Here is a 20,176-nt window from a genome sequence, read left to right on the forward strand (position 1 = left end):
GTCTTGCCATGATCAACGTGGCCAATCGTGCCGATGTTCACATGCGGCTTGGTGCGCTCGAATTTACCTTTTGCCATAGTCTCTTTCCTTGGACGGCCTGGACCTTCAGTTCAGTCGAATGCGGGGCGATTAGCGACAAAGGCCAAAAAACACAAGCGTCTTTTGCCCGGGCGCCTTCTCACTCGGCCCGAACCCGTGATCCGATTGCGGGGATATGGCGCTGATATAGGAACGTGCCGCGTGAAATGGAATGGCCTAAACCCCTGCGCAATCGCGCCGGCCTCCCGCGCCCCGCTCGTCGGTCGCTGTCGGATTTGTCGGCGCTTCATGGCCCATTGCGGCGGTGTTCCCGCTCTGATTTCCTGCACCGATGCATTTCATCCCGACAGCCGTTCGCGGCCCCCTGTTCATGATCGTCTCGACCGGGTCGTATCTCGTCAACGATACGATGATGAAGCTCGCCACGGCGGGCCTGCCGTCCTATGAAGTGCTGTTCCTGCGCGGCGCGGCGGCAGCGCTCTGGGGCTTTCCGCTGCTGTTTGCGCTTGGTTATGGCAAACAGATCCCGCTGATCTTCGACAAGCGCGTGCTGCACCGCAACCTGCTCGAACTGGCCGCCATCCTTTGTTACGTCGTGGCGCTCGCCAACATGCAGATTGCCGATTCCACCGCGCTCGGACAGGTCACGCCGCTGTTGATGCTGGTCGGCTCCTCCATCCTGTTCGGCGAGCGCATCGGCGGCCAGCGCATGGCGCTGATCGGCCTCGGCTTCATCGGCGCGCTGATGGTGGCGCAACCGACAATGCAGGGCATCTCGGTCTATGCCCTGCTGGCGCTCGGCAACGCGGCATTGTCGGCCGCGCGCGATCTCACCGGCAGGCGGGTTCCGGCCGAGGTGCCGGGAATGATCGTGGCGATTTCCGCCGTCGTCGTGGTGCTGATCGGCGCCGGTGCGGCACACCTGGTTTCAGAGCGCTGGATCATGCCCGGAGCACATCATTTGCTGCTCATGGCCGGAGCCGGGTTCTTCCTGATCTTCGGCCATTTCTTCATCTTCATGGCCTATCGCGTCGGGCCGACCAGCGCAGTGGCGCCGTTCTACTACTGCTTCACCGTCTGGGCGATGATTTCGGGCCTGCTGGTGTTCGGACAATTCCCAAACGCGCTGGCGATTTGCGGCATCCTTCTGGTTGTCGGTAGCGGATTGGCCATCGTCTCGCTCGACCAGCGCAAGCGCCGGCTGACTGTCGTGGCCTAAGTCGGCTCCAGTTGCGGCCGATTATCGCCGGGGGTCTCGCCGCAAAGCTCAACACGCTGCCCGCGAGATCCTCAAGAGGGTCAGATAGGACGCGCCAGACGGCGCTCCGCGGTGGCAAACACCGCCGATGATGGACAGACGACGGCGCATGACCCGAAAGGCGGGATCCGGTTTCGGGAAAGGTCATGGACAAGCGAACGGATAAAATCCCATCCCGAACCTTCGGAATGGGACTGGTGCTAAATAGTCCGCTTGCCGGCGAACTGGTGGTAAGCCCACAACACGACCACGGCGCCCACCACCGCGACGATCAGGCTGTAGATGTTGAGACCGGTCACGCCCGACGCGCCGAAAGCGCTGAAGATCAGGCCGCCGACAATGGCGCCGACAATGCCGAGCACGATATCCATGATCATGCCCTGGCCGCTCTTGTTGACGATCTTGCTGCCAAGAAAGCCGGCGATGACTCCCAGAATAATCCAGCTGATGATTGACATTTTTCCTCTCCAATCCCCTGCCGCGTCCATCATTTTCATATGATTGTCAAAAGCTCAAGCCAGCTTGAAATTCCGCCCGATTGCGTCATTGTGACGATGGGACGGGCTTGGTTGACAAGGAGATCCACGATGGGACTGTTTGACAATGCCGTTCCGGGCGGCAACATCACCAAACCCCTGATGATCGCGCTCGGCGCGCTGCTGGTCGGAAAGATGCTCAGCGGCAGGAGTGCCGAACAGCCGGAGCAACCCCAAGCTCCCGTACCGGCCGAGCCCAGTGAAACCACTGCCGGCGATGGCGGCCTGCTTGGCGGACTGGGCGGCCTGCTCGACAAATTGAAGAACTCCGGCCACGGCAACGTCGCCGATTCCTGGGTCGGCACCGGCCAGAACCAACCGATCAACGCCAACGACCTGGGCAACGCGATCGGACCGCAGGTCATCCACGAGATCGCGCAACGGACGGGACTCGACGAGCAGGAACTGCTCAAGCAATTGTCCGCAGCCTTGCCTGGCATCGTCGACAAGCTGACGCCGAACGGCCAGGTGCCGCAGCAACACCAGGTCGCGTCGGCCTTCAACAGCTGAAGCCAGTGGACAGCCATCCTCTGGAGCGCTGCGCGACTTGGCCGCGCAGCGTTTCAGCTTGCCGATGGCGTGGGTTGGAGATCTGGAGCGGGTAGCGGGAATCGAACCCGCATATTCAGCTTGGAAGGCTGCTGCTCTACCACTGAGCTATACCCGCGCCGTGCACTGAAGTACCGGATTCCACGGAAAAGCGCCATGCGCTTTTCGCCTCCGATGCTTTCACGTTTCAGGGCTTCCGGGCCGGCAGTGGTGGAGAGGGTTGGATTCGAACCAACGTAGGCTAAGCCAACGGATTTACAGTCCGTCCCCTTTAACCACTCGGGCACCTCTCCAGTCTGCCGCCGGAGCCATGCAACGAGGCATTCTTGCCGATCCGGACCCGAGTATCACTTCTCCGAAATCAGCGAAGCGCCTTATGGCGGCAAGGCCAGTGGGTGTCAACCGCGTGGGAAGGGTTTTTCGATGTTGTTCGCCGGCTACGGCGACGGGCCATATCCCTGGCCGCCGGAGACCGCTATAGAAGCCGGCCATGAGCAACAAGACCGGCACCCCGAAAGACACCCACTACGCCAAGCTGCGTCGTGCACACCGCGACGAAAAGAGCGGCGGCGCGCCGGCGTTCCGGCCGCGCCAGCCCATGCCGCCGGGCGAGAACGCAGCCCACGGGCTGGTGCGGCTCTATGGCCTGCATACGGTGCGCGCGGCACTCGACAATCCGCGCCGCAAGATCCGGAAAATGCTGGTGACGCGCAATGCCGCCGAGCGGCTGGGACTGGCCGACCTCGCGGCTCTGCCCTTCAAGGCGGAGCTGGTCGAACCCAGGGACATCGACAAGATCACGGGTTCGGATGCCGTGCACCAAGGCGCGTTGATCGAGGCCGAGCCGCTGAAGCCCAAGCGCCTCGACGCTCTCGGCAATACAAAGCTGGTGCTGGTGCTCGACCAGATCACCGATCCGCACAATGTCGGCGCCATCCTGCGCTCGGCGGTCGCCTTCGATGCCGGCGCGCTGATCACCACGGCGCGCCACAGCCCGCAGGAATCGGGCGTGCTGGCGAAATCCGCCTCGGGCGCGCTCGAACATATCGACCAGATCGAGGTCAAGAACCTGGCCGACGCGCTCGCGCAACTGCATGAGGCCGGCTTCCAGACAATCGGTCTCGATTCGGACGGCCCGGCCGAACTCGAAACGAGCTTTGCCGGCGACAAGCTTGCCCTGGTGCTGGGCGCGGAAGGCAAGGGCTTGCGCCAGAAGACGCGCGAGACGGTGACGACACTGGCCCGCCTCGACATGCCCGGCGCCATCCGCTCGCTCAACGTGTCGAACGCGGCGGCGGTAAGCCTTTATGCGGCACGGAAATTCCTGAGGCAGTAGGGCAGTACGGCAACAAGGCAGTAGGGTTTGCAAATCGGCCCGGAACGGGCGGCTCCTACTGCCCTACTGCCCTACTGCCCTACTGCCCTACTGCCCTACTGCCCTACTGCCCTACTGCCCTACTGCCCTACCTCATGTCCCGCCATCCGCTCCAGCGCCCTGACCAGGGCCGAGTGATCCTCCCTGGCGCCGCCATTGGCGGCGCAGGAGTTGAACAGTTGCTGGGTGGTCGACGTGTTGGGCAGGGAGACGCCGAGCGCCCTTGCCCCTTCCAGCGCAAGGTTGAGATCCTTCTGGTGCAGTTCGATGCGGAAACCCGGCGCGAAGGTGCGCCTGACCATGCGTTCGCCATGCACTTCGAGGATGCGCGAGGCGGCCAACCCGCCCATCAGCGCCTGCCTGACCTTGGCGGGGTCGGCGCCGGCTTTCGAAGCAAAAACAAGCGCTTCGGCGACGGCTTCAATGGTCAGCGCGACGACGATCTGGTTGGCGACCTTGGTGGTCTGGCCGACGCCGTTCGGTCCGACCAGGGTGATGTTCTTGCCCATCTTCTCGAAAACGGGCCTGGCGCGCTCGAACGCCCTCTCCTCGCCGCCGACCATGATGGTGAGCGATGCGGCCTTGGCTCCCACCTCGCCGCCCGAGACCGGCGCATCGAGATAGTCGCAGCCCAGTTCGTTGATTTTTTTGGCGAAGACCTTGGTCTCGATCGGTGAGATCGAGCTCATGTCGATGGCCAATTTGCCTTTGGAAAGACCTGATGCGACGCCGTTGTCGCCGAACAGCACCTCGGCCACCTCCGGTGTGTCGGGCACCATGGTGATGATGATATCGGCGGCCTTCGCCACGGCGGCATGGCCGGTGACAGTTTTCAGTCCCTTGGCCACCAGTTCGGCCTGTGGCCTGGAGCGGTGGTCGCTGGCGATCACCGTGTAGCCGGCGTCCAGCAAATGTCCCGCCATCGGCGCGCCCATGATGCCAAGGCCGATGAAGCCGATGGTTTCCATTGTGGTTCTCCGTCTTGTTGAGGTTGCGTTCCTTCACGCCCCCCTCTGGCCTGCCGGCCATCTCCCCCACAGGTGGGGAGATTGGCAGTTTCGGCGCTGGCCCCAACTTTCCCGGTTCAAAATTTAGCGAAGCCGCCGGTGACATCCAACCTCCGCCCTTGGTGGGGGAGATGGCCGACAGGCCAGAGGAGGGCGTGAAGGAACGCGAGTTCGATTTCGACAGCTAAGCCGCCGCGCTTCCCTGCCCGGCCAGTTCCCGGAACCACCCCAACCCTTGCTCAGTTCCGGCCTTCGGCTTGTATTCCGCGCCGACCCAGCCGGAATAACCAATGCGGTCGATATGCTCGTACAGGAAGGGATAGTTGATCTCGCCCGTCCCCGGCTCGTGACGGCCGGGATTGTCCGCAAGCTGGATATGCGCGATGCGGCCGAGGTTTGCCTCCATGGTACGGGCGAGATCCCCCTCCATGATCTGCATGTGGTAGATGTCGTATTGCAGGAACAGGTTCTTCGAGCCGACGCGGTCGATCAGCGCCAGCGCCTGGTCGGAATAATTGAGGAAGAAGCCTGAAATGTCGCGCGTGTTGATCGGCTCGATCAGCAATTTGATACCGGCCTGCTCCAGTTTCTCCGCCGCGAAGGCGAGGTTCTCGGCAAAGACATCCTCGAGCACCTTGCGGTCGACACCGGCGGGCGCGATGCCGGCCAGGCAATTGACCTGTGAGCAGCCGAGCGCCTGCGCGTAGGTGATCGCCTTGGCGATGCCCTGGCGGAATTCCGGCACTCGGTCCGGCAAAACGGCGATACCGCGCTCGCCCTTGCCCCAATCGCCCGCCGGCAGGTTGAACAGCACCTGTGTCAGGCCGTTCTTCTTCAGCCGCGCGGCCACCACCTCGGGGGCATGGTCGTAGGGGCCTATATATTCGACGCCTTTGAAGCCCGCGCGGGCAGCTGCGTCAAAACGTTCGAGGAAGTCATGCTCGCCAAAGAGCATCGAAAGATTGGCTGAAAAACGCGGCATTCTTTTTGTCCTTCTTCCGTCCTAGTCGAGCATCACGATCGCTGTCGGGGCATCCTCTTGATGTTCGGCAAGGTCTTCGAATTCGGTGATCTTGTCGATCTCGGTGCCCATCGAGATATTGGTGACGCGTTCGAGGATGAATTCGAGCACTACGGGAACCTGATGCTCCTTCATCAGCCGCTGCGCCTCCTTGAAGGCACCGGCGAATTCTTCCGGTTTGCGCACCCTGACCGCCTTGCAGCCCATCGCCTCGGCAACAGCGACGTGGTCGACGCCGTAGCCGGCCTCGGGATCGTCCGATCGGTTGATGTTCTCGAAAGCAAGGCTGACCTCGTAATCCATCGAGAAGCCGCGCTGCGCCTGGCGGATCAGGCCGAGATAGGCATTGTTCACGACGACGTGGATGTAGGGCAGCCTGTGCTGCGCGCCGACCGCCAGTTCCTCGATCATGAACTGGAAGTCATAGTCGCCCGACAGCGCCACGATGGTGCGGTCGGGATCGGCGGCGCGCACGCCAAGGGCTGCCGGCAGTGTCCAGCCGAGCGGGCCGGCCTGGCCGCAATTGATCCAGTTGCGCGGCTTGTAGACATGCAGGAACTGCGCGCCGGCGATCTGCGACAGGCCGATCGTGGTGACATAGGTGACGTCGCGCCCGAACGCCTTGTTCATCTCCTCATAGACGCGCTGCGGCTTCAGCGGCACCTGGTCGAAATGCGTCTTGCGCTTCATGGTCTTCTTGCGGCCTTGGCATTCCTTCGCCCAGCCCGACCAGTCGCGCAGTCTTCCGGCCGTTTTCCATTCGGTGGCGACGTCGAGCAGCATCTTCAGCGCAGCGCCCGCATCCGAGACGACGCCGAGATCCGGGGCAAACACACGGCCGATCTGCGTCGGCTCGATGTCGACATGGATGAACTTTTTTCCCTTGGTGTAGACATCGACCGAACCGGTGTGGCGGTTGGCCCAGCGGTTGCCGATGCCGAAGACGAAGTCGGCTTCCAGCATCGTCGCGTTGCCATAGCGGTGCGAGGTCTGCAGGCCGCACATGCCGGCCATCAGCCGATGGTCGTCGGGGATCGCGCCCCAGCCCATCAGCGTCGGGATGACGGGCACGCCGGTGATCTCGGCGAATTCTATCAGCAGGTCCGACGCATCGGCATTGATGATGCCGCCGCCGGCGACGATCAGCGGCTTTTCGGCGGCGTTGAGCATCGCCAGAGCCTTCTCGGCCTGGGCGCGCGTCATCGCCGGCTTGAACGGCGCGAGCGGCTCATAGGCGTCGATGTCGAACTCGATCTCGGCCAATTGGACGTCGACCGGCAGGTCGATCAGCACCGGTCCCGGGCGCGAAGACCTCATTAGGTGAAATGCCTTCTGAAGCGCCATCGGCACGAGATAAGGCTCCATGACGGTGACCGCCCATTTGGCGACGGGCGACGCGATGGCGGCGATGTCGATGGCCTGGAAATCCTCCTTGTTCAGCCGCGCCCGCGGCGCCTGGCCGGTGATGCAGAGGATCGGGATGGAATCGGCTGCGGCCGAGTAGAGCCCGGTGATCATGTCGGTGCCGGCCGGGCCAGACGTGCCGATGCAGAGCCCGATATTGCCTGCCTTGGCCCTGGTGAAGCCTTCGGCCATGTGCGAGGCGCCCTCGACATGACGGGCCAGCACATGGCGGATCGTGCCCCTCGCCTTCAGGGCCGAGTAGAGCGGATTGATCGCCGCTCCCGGCACGCCGAAGGCGCAGGCGATGCCTTCCTTTTCGAAAACGAGAACCGCAGCGTCGACAGCGCGCATCCTGGCCATTGTTCCGGCCCTCCACAGGGTTGTGATTGTTGGATGACCGAGAATGTCAGCAAGCGGCCTATTTTTCAATTTTTTCAGAATATTTTTTCATTTCTAGGAAGCTGCCGTTGCCAATTGATTTCCTTTCTCTTTTTGTTTTCCAAAAAATGGCAATGCAGAAGAGTGAAAAACTTTTTCATTGTCCATTCGGGAAAATCGGGCATGATGGCGTCATGGAAACCGCCGAAAAACGCCAGCGCGGCCGGCCGCGCGCCTTCAACGGCCCGTCGGAAGCGGCTTCGGTGCAGTCGTTGGACCGGGCCTTGCGCATCCTGGCCATCGTTGCCGAAGGCAGCGGCCTGTCGCTGAGCGAGATATCCGCGCAAAGCGGCCTGGCTGCCTCTACCGCCTACCGCATGCTGACGACGCTCGAAAACCACGGCATGGTCGAGTTCGACAGTTCGGACCAGCTTTGGTCGATCGGCGTCGAGACCTACCGGATGGGCGCGGCGTTCCTGCGCCGCCGCAAGCTGGTCGACCGCGCGCGCATCGTGATGCAGGAGCTGATGGAGAAAACCGGCGAGACCGCCAATCTCGGCGTCGCCGAGGACGATTGCGTGGTGTTCGTCAGCCAGGTCGAGACGCACCAGGCAATTCGCGCCTTCTTCCGACCGGGCACGCGCAGCCCTTTTCACGCATCCGGCATCGGCAAGGCGGTGCTGGCCCACCTCGAGCCGGAGCGCGTCGGAGCCATCCTGCGCAAGGCCGGCCTGCAGCGCTTTACCGACAGGACGCTGTCCGACATCCCTGCCCTCGCACATGATCTCGCGACGATCAAGCTGCGCGGCTGGTCGGTCGACGACGAGGAACGGCACCCAGGCATGCGCTGCGTGGCATCAGCCATCTTCAACGAATTCGGCGAGCCGATCGGCGGTGTCTCGGTGTCGGGGCCGACCGTTCGGGTGACGCCTGAGAGGCTGGCCGAGATCGGCCCGCTGGTGCACAGCGCCGCGGCCGAGGTCACAAAGATGATCGGCGGCGTGCAAACCGGATGATCAACCTGCTCCGGGCAGCGCGCTTCTGCTCGCAAGATCGAAGAAATCGAGCAGGATCGCCATGCCGACACCGCAGGCGGTGAAGACGAGGCCGGTGATGAAGATGCGGTTGGCGCGTTCATAGGCGCTCAGCCGCAGGCACTTTGTGTCGAGCAGAAGCGACAGTGCCCGCATCTGCAAGGCGATGCCGGCCAGGATCGGCAGCACGGCGACGAGATGATAGGTCTGCCACGGGATCGGATTGGCGGCCCAATGCGTGATGAATCCCAGCGAAAACGCCAGCAGGATGCCGACGGCCGTGACCGTGCCGTTGCGGAAAATGATTTCGACCTGTTCCTCTTTCGGGTCCTGCTCGTCCAAGGATCACCCTCCCCCATATCGCCCGCAGATCATCGCCAAAGCAGATTAGGCCTTCGGGAAATGCCTGTACATTGCCGATCGCATCGACAAAACCGAGGACTTTCAGGCGTCTCCGTGAAAGTCGGCTAATCCAACAGGTGTGCCGCCATCCAAGCGTAGAAAAGGGGCTCGCCTGAGCCCCTCTTCTGGTGCTGAACGGTGCTCCTCCTCTCAGAGACGGCAGTAATGGCGATAGCCGTCGTAACCGATGTAGGTGTCGGAGTCCGGATCGTAGCTCGAATAGCGATCGAAGCAGCGGCGGACGTGCCACGAGCCGCCGCCCTCGTCGACGTAGACGGTGCGGGGCTGGGCAAGCAGGCTGCCCAGGACAAAACCCCCGACGCCGGCGGCGATGCCGATGCCGAGGCCATGGTGGTGGTGATGCGAATGAGCCGCCGAGGGCTGAACGGTGCCGACCAGAGCGGTGGCGGCGACAGTGGTGGCGATGAGGCTGGAAACGAGTGCGCGCTTGAACATGATGATCTCCTTGCTTCGTTTGGAGAGGCGACCCATCCGCCTCTTGATCTTCTGTCGTTCGGCACAAGAAAAAGGTTCGAATCTTTTTTTTGGGCGTGAACCGAGGAGGTCGCGCTGACGGCGACCTGCAAGAGCCTGGCTAGACATTGATGACCGGTCCCATTTCGCCCAACGAAAAAGGACGGCCGAAGCCGCCCTTTCGGGAGAATTGGGTCCCTCCATCAAAGGAAGATGATCACCCTGCCGTGCTTGTGGTGATGATGGTTGTGGTGCTTCCACCAGAACTTCTTGAAGTGCTTCTTGTGATGATTGTGGTGGTGGTGATGATGGCTGTGCATGGCGTGGGCTGACGACGTGCCGACGGTGCCGACGAGCGCGCCGGTGGCGACGAAGATGGCAATGAGGCCTGAGGTGAGAGTGCGCTTGAACATGATGATCTCCTGGATCTTTTGATCGAGGCGACCCATTCGCCTCTGACCATCAGTCGGCGCGGCGCGGGAAAAGGTTCGAAAGGTGGAGGAGATTTTTTTCGGCAAGGCCGGAGACGGGATGAATCGTGAGTAGTGAGTAGTGAGTAGTAGGCTATGAGCAGCAGGCTGACTACTGACTACTGACTACTGACTACTGACTACTATTCACCACCCCATGCCCGTGACATGGCGCAGCCAGAAGGCGAGCGCGATGAAGCCGATGATGGTGGTAACGCCGGTCCAGTCGATATTGGCGTTCTTGAGGTTCCTGATGAGCTTCACCAGCAGCATCCAGGCTATGACGACGATCGGCAGGATGATGACAAATCTGATCATGCGACGGCCTCGCCCGAGCGATTGCACCTGCCGTAGGATATAGGAAGCGAATTGGCCGTTTTCAGGATGCCGTGTCTGTTGCTTCGCAGCGGCAGGAGCACCTCAAAACGGACATTTGTCTTTACTGGCGCCGCAAATATGGCTAACCCGTGCCGCATGCCCTTGTAGCTCAGCTGGTAGAGCAGCGGTTTTGTAAACCGAAGGTCGCGGGTTCGATTCCTGCCGGGGGCACCACCCTTCGCTCTTCGAGCTTCGGGTGGCAGGCCACCCAGAGCCCGTTATAAGAACACCAGATCTCGCGAAACGAAGAAGTGTCCTCCGAAACCCAGCGGACTCTCGCTAGGCGGCCGTCGCGACCTGGCCGGCTGCCACTTCGCCGCAGAACATGTTCTTCACCCTGACGGATTTGTAGACGTAGGCGACCCAGGCTCCGGTGAGGATGAACGACAGAACGGGTGTCATCAGCGCATCTCCAGCAAAGATTTGGCTCACCGGGACGCCTAGAGTTGATGAGATCAAGATCGTGTCCAGGACGAGCACAACCGGTATCGCAATCCACTGAAACAGAAACAATTGTGGAAAGCGTCGGCTTCGCCGCAGCATCGAAATGAGCACAACCAGTTGAAGCGCCAGAAATGCCAGATTGAGGGCAACCTCGCTATACACCGCAAGCAGCCCATTTGGCAGGGGCAAGAGTTGCCGGTAACCCTCGACCGAATTGGCCAAGTCGGCGAGCGTGCGCAGCGGCGACAAAACCTGACCGATCGCAAGCAGCATAAGCCAGCCACCGAATCCTACAAGAGCCGCCGGGCCCTGTGACGGCTTCACGGCTGAGCGAACCGCAAAGAAAACAGGCACGCCGATGATCAGCAGTACGATCGCCCAATGCCAGATTGAAAACGTCCCCATTAACCTCTCCCCTTCGCACTCCTATAAGTTGTATCAGATTTCAAATTCAACTCAAGAGGCGACTTCGCGTGCAATGAGGTCGGTGCCGAAGCGGCGACTTTCTCCTGCTGTCCTGAGTCTCGAGCCCCAACCCGGAACCAAACCCGGCCGGAGACGGTTAACGATCGAAGGGACCGCAAACTCTGTAGCGGAACAATGATCGAACTCTTGGACATAGAACTGGCCAGAGCCAGGCAGCGAATTGGCCGAGCGGAACTCGCCCTCAAACGAGCGGAAGAAATGCTGGACGGAGACTGTGGCGTCGGCATCAATCTCGCGCTCTGCAGCAGGATAAGGTCCGCGCAGCGGCGCGTGACCGAAGCGCGAGAGCGCCTGACAAAGATCGATCCGACCGATCACTGATTTTACCTGCGCCACTGCGGCCGCGCGTCTGCTTTCCCTTCAGTCGATGCTTCGAAGGGATCGCTAGGTCCAGCGGCTACGCTGTCAATCCCCCCCAACGTCAAGCCGCTAGGCCCTACCGTGCGCGGGGCCCGGCGGTGTAGACGGGCGGCGCCGTTGGCACTCATCGTCAGTCACACTGGCAGCGGAAGCTGGTTTCATGCCGCGGTCGCTTCCATCCTCACACCCCGATCGCCGCCACCAGGATCCGGTTCTGCCGTCGGATCGCCGCGCGCAGTTCCGCTATCCTTGCCTCGTCGCGCTTCACGAACTCGATGAACATCATGTTCATGTTGTTGAAGACCAGCTCACCCACCGCCTGCCCGTCGATGTCGCGCCGCACCAGGCCGATCTCCTGCAGCCTTGCGATCAGGGCACGGATCTGTTGCGTCAGAGCGCGGTCGAGCGCCGTGTAGGCTTGGCCGAACGGGCTGTCGGGCAGTTGCGTCGAGATCGCCATCGCCTGGCGCCACATCTCCTTGCTGAGATAGTGCAAGGAGTGCTCGATATAGATGCCGATCAGCGTGTCCAGCGCATCGCCGACATTGGCCGGTGGGCTGTCGACCACGCCTCGCCCGGCATTCAGCACCTCGTTGACCTCCATGGAGACGATGGCGCCGAGGATGTCGCCCTTATTCTGGTAGTAATTGTAAATCGTCCCGATCGACACTTCGGCCTGGGCGGCGATCGTCTCGATCTTGGCACCTTCATAACCGGCCTCGCGGAAAAGCTCGGCCGCCGCCTCGATGATGCGGCGGTGCCGGTCGGCCTTTTGCCTTGCCCTCAATCCACTCATGCCGGCTGGTCTGCCACAAAAACAGAATTGACTCAATTTTAGAATTGGTTCAACTTTTTGCAAGAAGCCACAAAGGCAAGGGAGAACACTCGATGTCCGCACGATCCGCAGCCAACAATCCGCTTTCAATCCTGAAGAGACATCTGGGCGCCGCTTGCGGCGCCACGGCGCTGGTGCTCTCAGCAGCCGGCGCCAGCCAGGCCGCCGATCTCAACGCCCTGATCTGGTGCGATCATGCCGACCCGGCGCTGCTGCAGCCCTTCGAAGAGGCCAACAACGTCAAGGTCAACGTCAAGGAATTCGAGGGCACCGGCGCGGGGCTCGCCATCGTCGAACAGTCGCAACCCGGCGACTGGGACGTGATGGTGATCGACAGCATCGACGTGCCGCGCGGCGTGGAAAAAGGCTTGTTCGAGCCGCTGCCGGAGGACAAGCTGCCGTTGGGCGACCTCTTTCCGCAGGTGAAGATGGACAACTCTACCGTGGTCGGCGGCAAGCGCTACGGCATCACCGAAAAGTTCGGCTACAACACGATCGGCTTCAACAAGACCAAGGTCGACCCGGCCGACATGCAATCCTTGGCGTCGCTGACAAGCGACAAGTACAAGCGCAAGGTCGCCATCTACGATTATTACCTGCCGGTCATCGGCATGGCGGCACTCGCCATCGGCAAGAAAACGGCTGAACTCACCGAGGCCGATCTTCCCGCCCTCAAGGCCGAACTGCTCAAGATGAAGGCCAACGCCAAGCTGGTCGGCGAGGTGACCGCCAGCCAGACAGCGCTCGCCACCGGTGAAGTCGATATTCTGGTCGGCGGCGGCGAATGGGTGACGGCGGGCCTGGCCAAGGAGAACCCGGCGCTGGACTTCTCGATCCCCAAGGAGGGAGCGGTGCTGTGGTCGCAGTCGCTGGCCATGTTCAAGGACTCCAAGAACAAGGACGTGGCGCTGAAATTCATCCAGTACATCATGAGCCCGGAAGGCCAGGCGCGGCTTGCCACCTCGTCCTGCTATTGGGGCATGCCGGCGAACAGCAAGGCGGCACTCACCGACGACCAGAAGAAGATCCTGCGCTTCGACGAGCAGCCCGAATTCCTTGCCCGCGCCCAGGCCTATCCGGCGCCGAATGCCGATCTCGACAAGAAGATGCAGGACATGTGGACCGAGATGCTGCAGGCGCAGTAGACGGCCGTCGTGAGCAGCACCGCGAACAAGGCCCTGCCCTGGGCGCTGGTTACGCCGGCGCTCGGCTGGACCTTGCTGTTCTTCGTGTTGCCTTTCATCGCCATGGGGCTTTCCAGCCTGACGTCGCATGAGGGCGGCGGCTTCACATCAGCCAATTACAGCCAGTTCTTCACCAATCCTGCCTATTGGCAAGCGATGGTGAATTCGCTGGAGGTGACGGCGATCGTCACCGTGGTCTCGGTGCTGCTCGCCTATCCTTTCGCCTGGATCCTGGCCGAACAGGTGCCGGAACGCTGGCAGCGGCTGGCGCTGATGCTGGCCGTGCTGCCGTTCTGGACGTCCTATGTCGTGCGCTCCTATTCCTGGCTTCTGGTGCTGGCGCAGAACGGCGTCATCAACCGGACGCTGACCGGCATCGGCTTGACCAGCGAACCGCTGCAGCTCGCCAATACGCGCTTCGCCACCGTGACCGGCTTCGTGCATTTCTTCGTCATGCTTTTGACGCTGACGATCTTCGCCAATTTGAAGCAGCTCAGTCCGAGCTACCGCAAGGCCGCCGCTGATCTCGGCGCCGGGCCGGTGCGCACCTTCCTGCATGTCATCCTGCCGCTGACCTTGCCCGGCATCATGGTCGGCGCCTTCCTGACCTTCGTGCTGTGCATCGGCGACTACATCACGCCGCAGATCCTCGGCGGCAACAACGAGCTGGTCATGCCGCAGCTGGTGATGATGCAGATCGGCCGGCGCGGCGATTTTCCGCTGGCCTCCGCCCTGTCGATTATCCTGATGGCGGTCGTGACCATCGCCTATCTCGCCTGCGCCCGCTGGCTGAAGATCGAGCGGGCCTGAGATGCGCCTGATCGTCCGAACCGCTTCCTGTCTCTACGCGATCGCCATCTATGCCTTCATTTTCCTGCCGGTGATCGTGCTCGTGCTGTTCTCGCTGCAGGCAACCTCCTTCCCCATCCCGCCCTTCACCGGCCCGTCGCTGCGCTGGTACCAGGCCGTCCTGTCCGATACGCGGCTGACCTCGGCGCTGGTGAACTCGCTGCTGGTGGCCGTCCTTTCGTCGCTCGCGGCCGTCACGCTCGGCTTCCTCAGCGCCTGGGCGTTCGCGCGCTTCGTGCTGCCGGGTTCGGCCCTGCTGCGAGGGTTGATCACGCTACCGCTTACCGTCAGCTATCTCATCATCGGCATGGGGCTGCTGGTGCTGTTCAACTGGGCCGGCGTGCCGAAATCGCTGATGGCCGCCGGCATCGGCCATGTCGTGATCAACCTGCCGCTCTGCTTCGCCATCGTCTACAGCCAGATGGGCGACCACCAGATCAACATCGAGCGCGCCGCGCGCGATCTCGGCGCGCCGGAATGGAAAGTGCTGCTCTTGATTACTGTGCCTGTCATGGCGCCGGCCATCTTCGCCGGCTTCTTCCTGTCGATGACCTTTTCCTGGGACGAATTCGTGATCTCCTTCCTGCTGACACGCTTCGAAACCACGCTGCCGGTCGAAATCTGGAATCTGCTGCGCTCTGGCCTCAACCCCAAGACCAACGCAGTCGGCTCGCTGGTGTTCGCCGTTTCCATCGTGCTGGTCGTGCTGTTCGAATTGACATTGCTGCGGAGGAAGCCGGCATGAGCGCGCCCCTGGTCGACATCCGCGGGGTCTCGCACCGTTTCGGCCAGCTGGCGGTGCTGAAAGACGTATCGCTGCGGATAGAGCCCGGTAGCTACACCATCCTGCTCGGACCGTCGGGCTCCGGCAAGACGACGCTTTTGTCGATTTTGGGCGGCTTCGTCACACCGAGCGAAGGCAAGGTGTTCATCCGAGGCGAGGACTGCACCGCCGTTCCGCCGGCAAAGCGCCCGACAACGACGGTGTTCCAGGATTATGCGCTGTTTCCGCATATGAGCGTCGGCGGCAATGTCGGTTTTGGCCTGCGCATGCAAGGCGTCGATGGCGCGACACGCGCCGCGCGGGCGCGTGAGACGCTGGCGCTGGTCGGGCTGGATGCCGCCTTCGACAAGAAGCCGCACCAGCTCTCCGGCGGCCAGCGGCAGCGCGTAGCGCTGGCGCGCGCACTGGTGATCGAGCCCGCCGTGCTGCTGCTCGACGAGCCGCTCGGCGCGCTCGACCTCAAGCTGCGCCGGCAGATGCAGGACGAATTGAAAGCGATCCAGAAGCGCGTCGGCACCGCCTTCATCCATGTCACCCACGATCAGGAAGAAGCGATGGCGCTGGCCGACCACTGCGTGGTGATGAGTGACGGCCGCATCGAGGACGAAGGGCCGCCCGAACGCGTCTATGCGCGGCCAAAGACACGCTTTTCGGCGACTTTCATGGGCGAGAGCACCATTCTTCGCGGAACGGTGGCGGAGATGATGGACAGGACAAGCACTGTCGCAACACAGGTCGGGCCGGTCTCGGCGTCCGGAGCGTTGCCGGTGGGATCGGCGGTTGCCTTGGCCATCCGGCCGGAGCACCTTGCCCTGGGCGCGACCTCAGGCGCCACAAAGCTGGGCAAGGCGCAGGTCAGCGATGTCGTTTTCCAGGGCAGCTTCAAGCGCGTGCTCGCGGTCTCCACTGAAGACGCCACGCTGCAATTCATCGCCAAACTGCCCGCGACGTCCGTCGTGCAGCCGGGCGACACGGTCTCGGTTTCCTGCGATACAGACAAGATCATCCTGCTGACGGATTGAACATGGGCATGCTTGCGGTCGTCGACGCACCTGACTGGTACGAAACCATCCGCATGGGCGACGGTGTCACGCTGATCCACGAGCCATGGATCAAACCGTTCTTCCGCTGTAATATGTGGCATGTGCGCGGTCGCGACCGCGACCTGCTGTTCGATACCGGGCTTGGCCATTTCAGCCTCAGGCGCCATGTGCCGCTGGTTAGCGAGCGCAAGCTCACCTGCGTCGCCAGCCACACGCATTTCGATCATATAGGCTGCCACCATGAATTTCCCGACCGCTGCGTGCACCGCGCCGAGGCGGAGATTCTGACCGATCCGCGCAACGAATGGACGGTGGCTGACCGCTACGCCAATGAAGAGATGTTCGATCGCCAGCCACAAGGTTGGGATACGGCGCGCTATCGCATCATGCCCGCCCCGGCGGACCGCCTGCTCGAACATGGCGATATCGTCGACCTCGGCGATCGCGCCTTCGAGGTGATCCACACGCCCGGCCATTCGCCAGGCGGTATCGCTCTGTACGAGAAGAAGACCCGCATCCTGCTTTCCGGCGACATCATCTATGACGGCCCGCTGATCGACGACGTCTACCATTCCGATATCGATGATTATTTGCAGACGCTGCTTGCCATGCGCGACCTCGACGTCTCGGTCGTGCATGGCGGCCATTTCCCGAGTTTCGGCAAGGTGCGCTATCGGCAGCTGATCGACGAGTATCTGGCACAGAAACGCCAGGCCGGCTGCCATCTGCAACCACGCTCCTAGCAATCAGCTTGTTTTGATCTACAGCGCCCTTTGCGGACAAGGCATACCGGCGGCGTCGCCGCAGCGCGAGGCAGTGGGCAAGGGCCTGAGGCTTGTTTCTTCCGAGCGGCGCACCAGTTCGGCGAAGACAAGCGCGAAGCTTCCCAGCACGACGGAGATGATGATCAGGCGTGTTACCAGCAATATGTTGGTCCCGGCTGGCGCGTGTCCCCGGAATCGGGCTCGACTCTCGAAGGATTCACGCACGATCAAAAGTGCCACAGCGTCTTTCGTATCCTGAAAGGCATAAGATCGCTGTGGGCGCCCCCACGCCACCCATGCCGGCTAACATGATCCATGGGGCTTTACGAGAGTTTAAGCCCGGCCTTAACCATCACATTGGCTCGTTCCCTGATATGATTCGCGACTGCCGGTTCGAACCGCACGTCTGCGGGCTCTCTTTGCACACAGGCCCGCCCATGCTACCCCGGCCCAGCCGCCAACCGGTCACCGTCGGGGAGCCATGAGCAAAGCCGCCAACAGCATCGCCTTCGTCTCGTCCGGCACGCCTGACGCCAAAGCGGCGCTGGAAAGCCTGTCGGCGCGCTATGGCCAGCATTCGGTCGCGGAAGCCGATGTCGTCGTGGCCCTGGGCGGCGACGGTTTCCTGCTGCAAACTTTGCGCGATACAATGGGAACCGGCAAAAAGGTCTACGGCATGAACCGTGGCACCATCGGCTTCCTGATGAACGAATATCGTTCCGGAGGTCTCGCCGAGCGCATCGCCGCCGCGGTCGCCGAAACGATCCGTCCGCTGGAGATGCAGGCCGTTACCTCGGATGGCGAAACCGTCTCGGCGCTGGCCATCAACGAAGTGGCGTTATGGCGCCAGTCCTATCAGACGGCCAAGATCCGCATCACCATAGATGACCAGGTACGGCTCGAGGAACTGAATTGCGACGGCGTGATGATCGCCACGCCGGCTGGCTCCACCGCCTACAATCTTTCGGCGCATGGGCCCATCCTGCCGCTCGACGCGCCGCTGCTGGCGCTTACCCCCGTCAGCCCGTTTCGCCCGCGCCGCTGGCGCGGCGCTTTGCTTTCCAACAAGGCAACCGTGCGCTTCGATATACTAGAGGCGGAAAAGCGGCCGGTGAACGCCGCCGCCGACCATACGGAGGTCAAGGCCGTAGCTTCCGTGACGGTGAGGGAATCTGCGACGGCGACCGCAACTTTGCTGTTCGATCCCAATCACTCCTGGAACGAACGCATACTGGCGGAACAGTTCCGTTATTGAGCCGATATTGAGCCGGCGCGCGGATAAGCGGCCGGATCAGACATAGTAATTAAGGTTACGACTTCACAATCGAGCCATTGCCGGCCGTTTGTGTTGACAAATCGCGGGCTTGCGCCTAGTTGCAGTGATGATCTTGCGGGCGCGCGGCGCCTGCCGCGACGGATGCCGTTGCGCTTCCCCGAACAGCCAAAGACAGCCAGAACTTGTCCTCAGACACCCAGACCGCTCAAGAAGCGTTGACTTTCGCGGACCTCGGCCTATCGCCGAAGGTCCTTTCCGCAGTCACCGACGCCGGCTACCTCAAGCCGACGCCGATCCAGGCCGGCGCCATTCCGCACGCGCTTCTGGGCAAGGATGTGCTTGGCATAGCACAGACCGGTACCGGCAAGACCGCCTCCTTCGTGCTGCCGATGCTGACACGACTGGAAAAGGGCCGCGCCCGCGCCCGCATGCCCCGCACGCTGATCCTGGAGCCGACCCGCGAGCTTGCGGCGCAGGTCGAGGAAAACTTCATCAAATACGGCAAGAACCACAAGCTCAACATCGCACTGCTGATCGGCGGCGTGTCGTTCGACGAACAGGACAAGAAACTGGAGCGTGGCGCCGACGTGCTCATCGCGACGCCCGGCCGCATGCTCGACCACCGCGAGCGCGGCAAGCTCTTGCTCAACGGCGTCGAGATCCTCGTCATCGACGAAGCCGATCGCATGCTCGACATGGGCTTCATTCCCGATATCGAGCGTATCTGCGAGATGATCCCCTTCACCCGGCAGACGCTGTTCTTCTCGGCGACGATGCCGCCCGAGATCACCAAGCTGACCGAAAAGTTCCTGCACGCGCCGGTGCGCGTCGAGGTTTCAAAGGCCGCCTCCGCCGCGACCAACATCATCCAGCGGCTGGTGAAGTCCGGTTCCAAACCCTGGGACAAGCGCGAGACGCTGCGCAACCTGATCAAAGCCGAGGATGCGGAGCTGAAGAACGCCATCATCTTCTGCAATCGCAAGATCGAGGTGTCGGAGCTGTTCCGCTCGCTGCTGAAATATGATTTCGACGCCGGCGCGCTGCATGGCGACATGGACCAGCGCGCACGCATGCAGATGCTGGCAAATTTCCGGGACGGCAAGCTTCGGTATCTGGTCGCCTCCGACGTGGCGGCGCGCGGCCTCGATATTCCCGATGTCAGCCACGTCTTCAACTATGACGTGCCGATCCACGCCGAGGATTACGTCCACCGAATCGGCCGTACCGGCCGCGCCGGGCGCTCCGGAAAATCCTTCACCATCGCGACCAAGTCCGACACCAAGTATATCGACGCCATCGAACGGCTGATCGGCACCAAGATCGAGTGGCATGACGGTGACCTGTCGACGGTGGTGGCCAGCGAAGGCGAGGACGAAGCTCCGCGCCGTGGCCGCGGTGCACCGCGTCGTGCCGGCCGCAAGGACGACGACCGCAAGGACAGGGGCGAGCGCAAGAGAGGCGGACGCCAGGCCAAGCATGGCGAAGACGCGGCACCGGAAACCGTGCGCGAGGAACAGCCGGTCGCGGCCGAGGAAACGGTCGCCGACACTGGTGAGCGGCGCACGCGCAAGGACGCTATCCGCTCGGAAAATTCCGAGCGCAAGAGCTCCGCGGCGCGCAGCGAGCGACGTGCACCGGAACGTGGCGACACCAGGCCCCAGCGCGATGACCGTCGCCCTGCCCGCAACCGAGAAGACGAAAACGACGCCACCGTTGGCTTCGGCGACGACATGCCCGCCTTCATGCGCATCGTCGCCAAGGGCTGACCGACGAGTGGTTCCAAGACAAGACGGCCATCCGGCTTGCCCTCCCGGCAAGCTCCTGGC

23 protein-coding genes, 3 tRNA genes and 1 pseudogene are annotated in these 20,176 nt (G+C 62.2%); 12 read left to right on the plus strand and 15 right to left on the minus strand.

All coding sequences use genetic code 11. The annotated features are described in order from the left end of the window. Nucleotides 1–77: pseudogene (locus tag FJ951_RS23100) on the minus strand (elongation factor Tu); the annotation flags it as partial. Between the two features lie 293 nt (nucleotides 78–370). On the opposite strand from FJ951_RS23100, the gene FJ951_RS23105 reads away from it, so the two are divergent. Further along, the gene (locus FJ951_RS23105) at nucleotides 371–1,258 is read left to right on the plus strand and encodes a DMT family transporter (RefSeq protein WP_140517617.1); all 888 of its coding nucleotides are present in this window, start codon (nucleotides 371–373) and stop codon (nucleotides 1,256–1,258) included. 239 nt (nucleotides 1,259–1,497) lie between these two features. Here FJ951_RS23105 and FJ951_RS23110 read toward each other — a convergent pair whose 3' ends face one another. Further along, nucleotides 1,498–1,755 carry a GlsB/YeaQ/YmgE family stress response membrane protein gene (locus FJ951_RS23110; RefSeq protein ID WP_140493554.1) on the minus strand — a complete coding sequence of 86 codons (258 nt, stop codon included), beginning with the start codon at nucleotides 1,753–1,755 and terminating at the stop codon, nucleotides 1,498–1,500. A gap of 129 nt (nucleotides 1,756–1,884) precedes the next feature. Here FJ951_RS23110 and FJ951_RS23115 point away from each other — a divergent pair, with 129 nt between their 5' ends. Next, nucleotides 1,885–2,343, plus strand: coding sequence for a YidB family protein (locus FJ951_RS23115; protein ID WP_140517618.1), 459 nt, complete (start codon nucleotides 1,885–1,887; stop codon nucleotides 2,341–2,343). Between the two features lie 83 nt (nucleotides 2,344–2,426). On the opposite strand, the gene FJ951_RS23120 is transcribed toward FJ951_RS23115, so the two are convergent. Then, nucleotides 2,427–2,500 (minus strand) — tRNA-Gly (locus FJ951_RS23120). A 90-nt stretch (nucleotides 2,501–2,590) separates the two neighbouring features. Then, nucleotides 2,591–2,675: transfer RNA gene (locus FJ951_RS23125), tRNA-Tyr, on the minus strand. A gap of 197 nt (nucleotides 2,676–2,872) precedes the next feature. Here FJ951_RS23125 and FJ951_RS23130 point away from each other — a divergent pair. Further along, nucleotides 2,873–3,718: an RNA methyltransferase gene (locus FJ951_RS23130; RefSeq protein WP_140517619.1), complete on the plus strand. Its 846-nt coding sequence runs from the start codon at nucleotides 2,873–2,875 to the stop codon at nucleotides 3,716–3,718. 119 nt (nucleotides 3,719–3,837) lie between these two features. Here FJ951_RS23130 and FJ951_RS23135 read toward each other — a convergent pair whose 3' ends face one another. The 3 genes from FJ951_RS23135 to gcl form a co-directional block, all read right to left on the minus strand. Then, complete coding sequence (locus tag FJ951_RS23135) at nucleotides 3,838–4,725, minus strand: 2-hydroxy-3-oxopropionate reductase (RefSeq protein WP_140517620.1); 888 nt, start codon at nucleotides 4,723–4,725, stop codon at nucleotides 3,838–3,840. Between the two features lie 223 nt (nucleotides 4,726–4,948). Beyond that, a complete protein-coding gene (hyi, locus tag FJ951_RS23145) occupies nucleotides 4,949–5,746 on the minus strand; it encodes a hydroxypyruvate isomerase (protein WP_140517621.1) in 798 nt (265 codons plus the stop codon). Between the two features lie 21 nt (nucleotides 5,747–5,767). Next, on the minus strand, nucleotides 5,768–7,549 hold the full coding sequence (gene gcl / locus FJ951_RS23150) for a glyoxylate carboligase (protein WP_140517622.1): 1,782 nt from the start codon (nucleotides 7,547–7,549) through the stop codon (nucleotides 5,768–5,770). Nucleotides 7,550–7,761: 212 nt separating this feature from the next. Between gcl and bhcR the strand changes: the two genes are divergently transcribed. After that, nucleotides 7,762–8,583, plus strand: coding sequence for an HTH-type transcriptional regulator BhcR (gene bhcR, locus FJ951_RS23155; RefSeq protein ID WP_140517623.1), 822 nt, complete (start codon nucleotides 7,762–7,764; stop codon nucleotides 8,581–8,583). Here the strand turns inward: bhcR and FJ951_RS23160 are convergent, their stop codons facing one another. The 4 genes from FJ951_RS23160 to FJ951_RS23175 form a co-directional block, all read right to left on the minus strand. Further along, nucleotides 8,584–8,943 (minus strand): hypothetical protein, encoded by a 360-nt coding sequence (locus FJ951_RS23160; RefSeq protein ID WP_140493579.1) that lies wholly within the window; start codon nucleotides 8,941–8,943, stop codon nucleotides 8,584–8,586. 210 nt (nucleotides 8,944–9,153) lie between these two features. Further along, nucleotides 9,154–9,459 carry a BA14K family protein gene (locus tag FJ951_RS23165; protein WP_140517624.1) on the minus strand — a complete coding sequence of 102 codons (306 nt, stop codon included), beginning with the start codon at nucleotides 9,457–9,459 and terminating at the stop codon, nucleotides 9,154–9,156. A gap of 221 nt (nucleotides 9,460–9,680) precedes the next feature. Then, nucleotides 9,681–9,890, minus strand: a complete 210-nt coding sequence (locus FJ951_RS23170) for a hypothetical protein (protein ID WP_140517625.1) — start codon at nucleotides 9,888–9,890, stop codon at nucleotides 9,681–9,683. Between the two features lie 204 nt (nucleotides 9,891–10,094). After that, nucleotides 10,095–10,265 (minus strand): hypothetical protein, encoded by a 171-nt coding sequence (locus FJ951_RS23175; protein WP_140517626.1) that lies wholly within the window; start codon nucleotides 10,263–10,265, stop codon nucleotides 10,095–10,097. Between the two features lie 158 nt (nucleotides 10,266–10,423). Here FJ951_RS23175 and FJ951_RS23180 point away from each other — a divergent pair. Continuing rightward, nucleotides 10,424–10,499 (plus strand) — tRNA-Thr (locus FJ951_RS23180). Between the two features lie 105 nt (nucleotides 10,500–10,604). Here the strand turns inward: FJ951_RS23180 and FJ951_RS23185 are convergent. From FJ951_RS23185 to FJ951_RS23195, 3 genes are all read right to left on the minus strand, one after another. Beyond that, entirely contained in the window at nucleotides 10,605–11,174 is a 570-nt protein-coding gene (locus FJ951_RS23185) for a DUF2569 family protein (protein ID WP_140517627.1), read from the minus strand. Between the two features lie 51 nt (nucleotides 11,175–11,225). Next, complete coding sequence (locus FJ951_RS28525) at nucleotides 11,226–11,573, minus strand: hypothetical protein (RefSeq protein WP_181167570.1); 348 nt, start codon at nucleotides 11,571–11,573, stop codon at nucleotides 11,226–11,228. Nucleotides 11,574–11,796: 223 nt separating this feature from the next. Then, nucleotides 11,797–12,411 (minus strand): TetR/AcrR family transcriptional regulator, encoded by a 615-nt coding sequence (locus FJ951_RS23195; RefSeq protein ID WP_140517629.1) that lies wholly within the window; start codon nucleotides 12,409–12,411, stop codon nucleotides 11,797–11,799. A gap of 92 nt (nucleotides 12,412–12,503) precedes the next feature. Here FJ951_RS23195 and FJ951_RS23200 point away from each other — a divergent pair, with 92 nt between their 5' ends. Genes FJ951_RS23200 through FJ951_RS23220 form a run of 5 tightly spaced genes read left to right on the plus strand, consistent with a single transcriptional unit; the run spans nucleotide 12,504 to nucleotide 17,053 of the window. Beyond that, nucleotides 12,504–13,595, plus strand: a complete 1,092-nt coding sequence (locus FJ951_RS23200) for a spermidine/putrescine ABC transporter substrate-binding protein (protein ID WP_140517630.1) — start codon at nucleotides 12,504–12,506, stop codon at nucleotides 13,593–13,595. Between the two features lie 9 nt (nucleotides 13,596–13,604). Beyond that, complete coding sequence (locus FJ951_RS23205) at nucleotides 13,605–14,444, plus strand: ABC transporter permease (RefSeq protein ID WP_140517631.1); 840 nt, start codon at nucleotides 13,605–13,607, stop codon at nucleotides 14,442–14,444. 1 nt (nucleotide 14,445) lies between these two features. Next, a complete protein-coding gene (locus tag FJ951_RS23210; protein WP_140517632.1) occupies nucleotides 14,446–15,228 on the plus strand; it encodes an ABC transporter permease in 783 nt (260 codons plus the stop codon). Beyond that, entirely contained in the window at nucleotides 15,225–16,289 is a 1,065-nt protein-coding gene (locus FJ951_RS23215) for an ABC transporter ATP-binding protein (protein ID WP_140493613.1), read from the plus strand. Before FJ951_RS23210 ends, FJ951_RS23215 begins: the two co-directional genes overlap by 4 nt. A 2-nt stretch (nucleotides 16,290–16,291) precedes the next feature. Beyond that, entirely contained in the window at nucleotides 16,292–17,053 is a 762-nt protein-coding gene (locus tag FJ951_RS23220) for an MBL fold metallo-hydrolase (protein ID WP_140493617.1), read from the plus strand. An 18-nt stretch (nucleotides 17,054–17,071) separates the two neighbouring features. Here the strand turns inward: FJ951_RS23220 and FJ951_RS28530 are convergent, their stop codons facing one another. Continuing rightward, nucleotides 17,072–17,236 (minus strand): hypothetical protein, encoded by a 165-nt coding sequence (locus FJ951_RS28530; protein ID WP_181167386.1) that lies wholly within the window; start codon nucleotides 17,234–17,236, stop codon nucleotides 17,072–17,074. A 319-nt stretch (nucleotides 17,237–17,555) separates the two neighbouring features. On the opposite strand from FJ951_RS28530, the gene FJ951_RS23225 reads away from it, so the two are divergent. Both FJ951_RS23225 and FJ951_RS23230 read left to right on the plus strand, forming a co-directional pair. Then, nucleotides 17,556–18,329, plus strand: a complete 774-nt coding sequence (locus tag FJ951_RS23225) for an NAD kinase (protein ID WP_140493621.1) — start codon at nucleotides 17,556–17,558, stop codon at nucleotides 18,327–18,329. A gap of 203 nt (nucleotides 18,330–18,532) precedes the next feature. Further along, a complete protein-coding gene (locus tag FJ951_RS23230) occupies nucleotides 18,533–20,116 on the plus strand; it encodes a DEAD/DEAH box helicase (protein WP_181165113.1) in 1,584 nt (527 codons plus the stop codon). Nucleotides 20,117–20,176 lie beyond the last annotated feature (60 nt).

The sequence above is a fragment of the Mesorhizobium sp. B2-2-3 genome (assembly GCF_006442405.1).
In the GTDB taxonomy this organism is placed as follows: domain Bacteria; phylum Pseudomonadota; class Alphaproteobacteria; order Rhizobiales; family Rhizobiaceae; genus Mesorhizobium.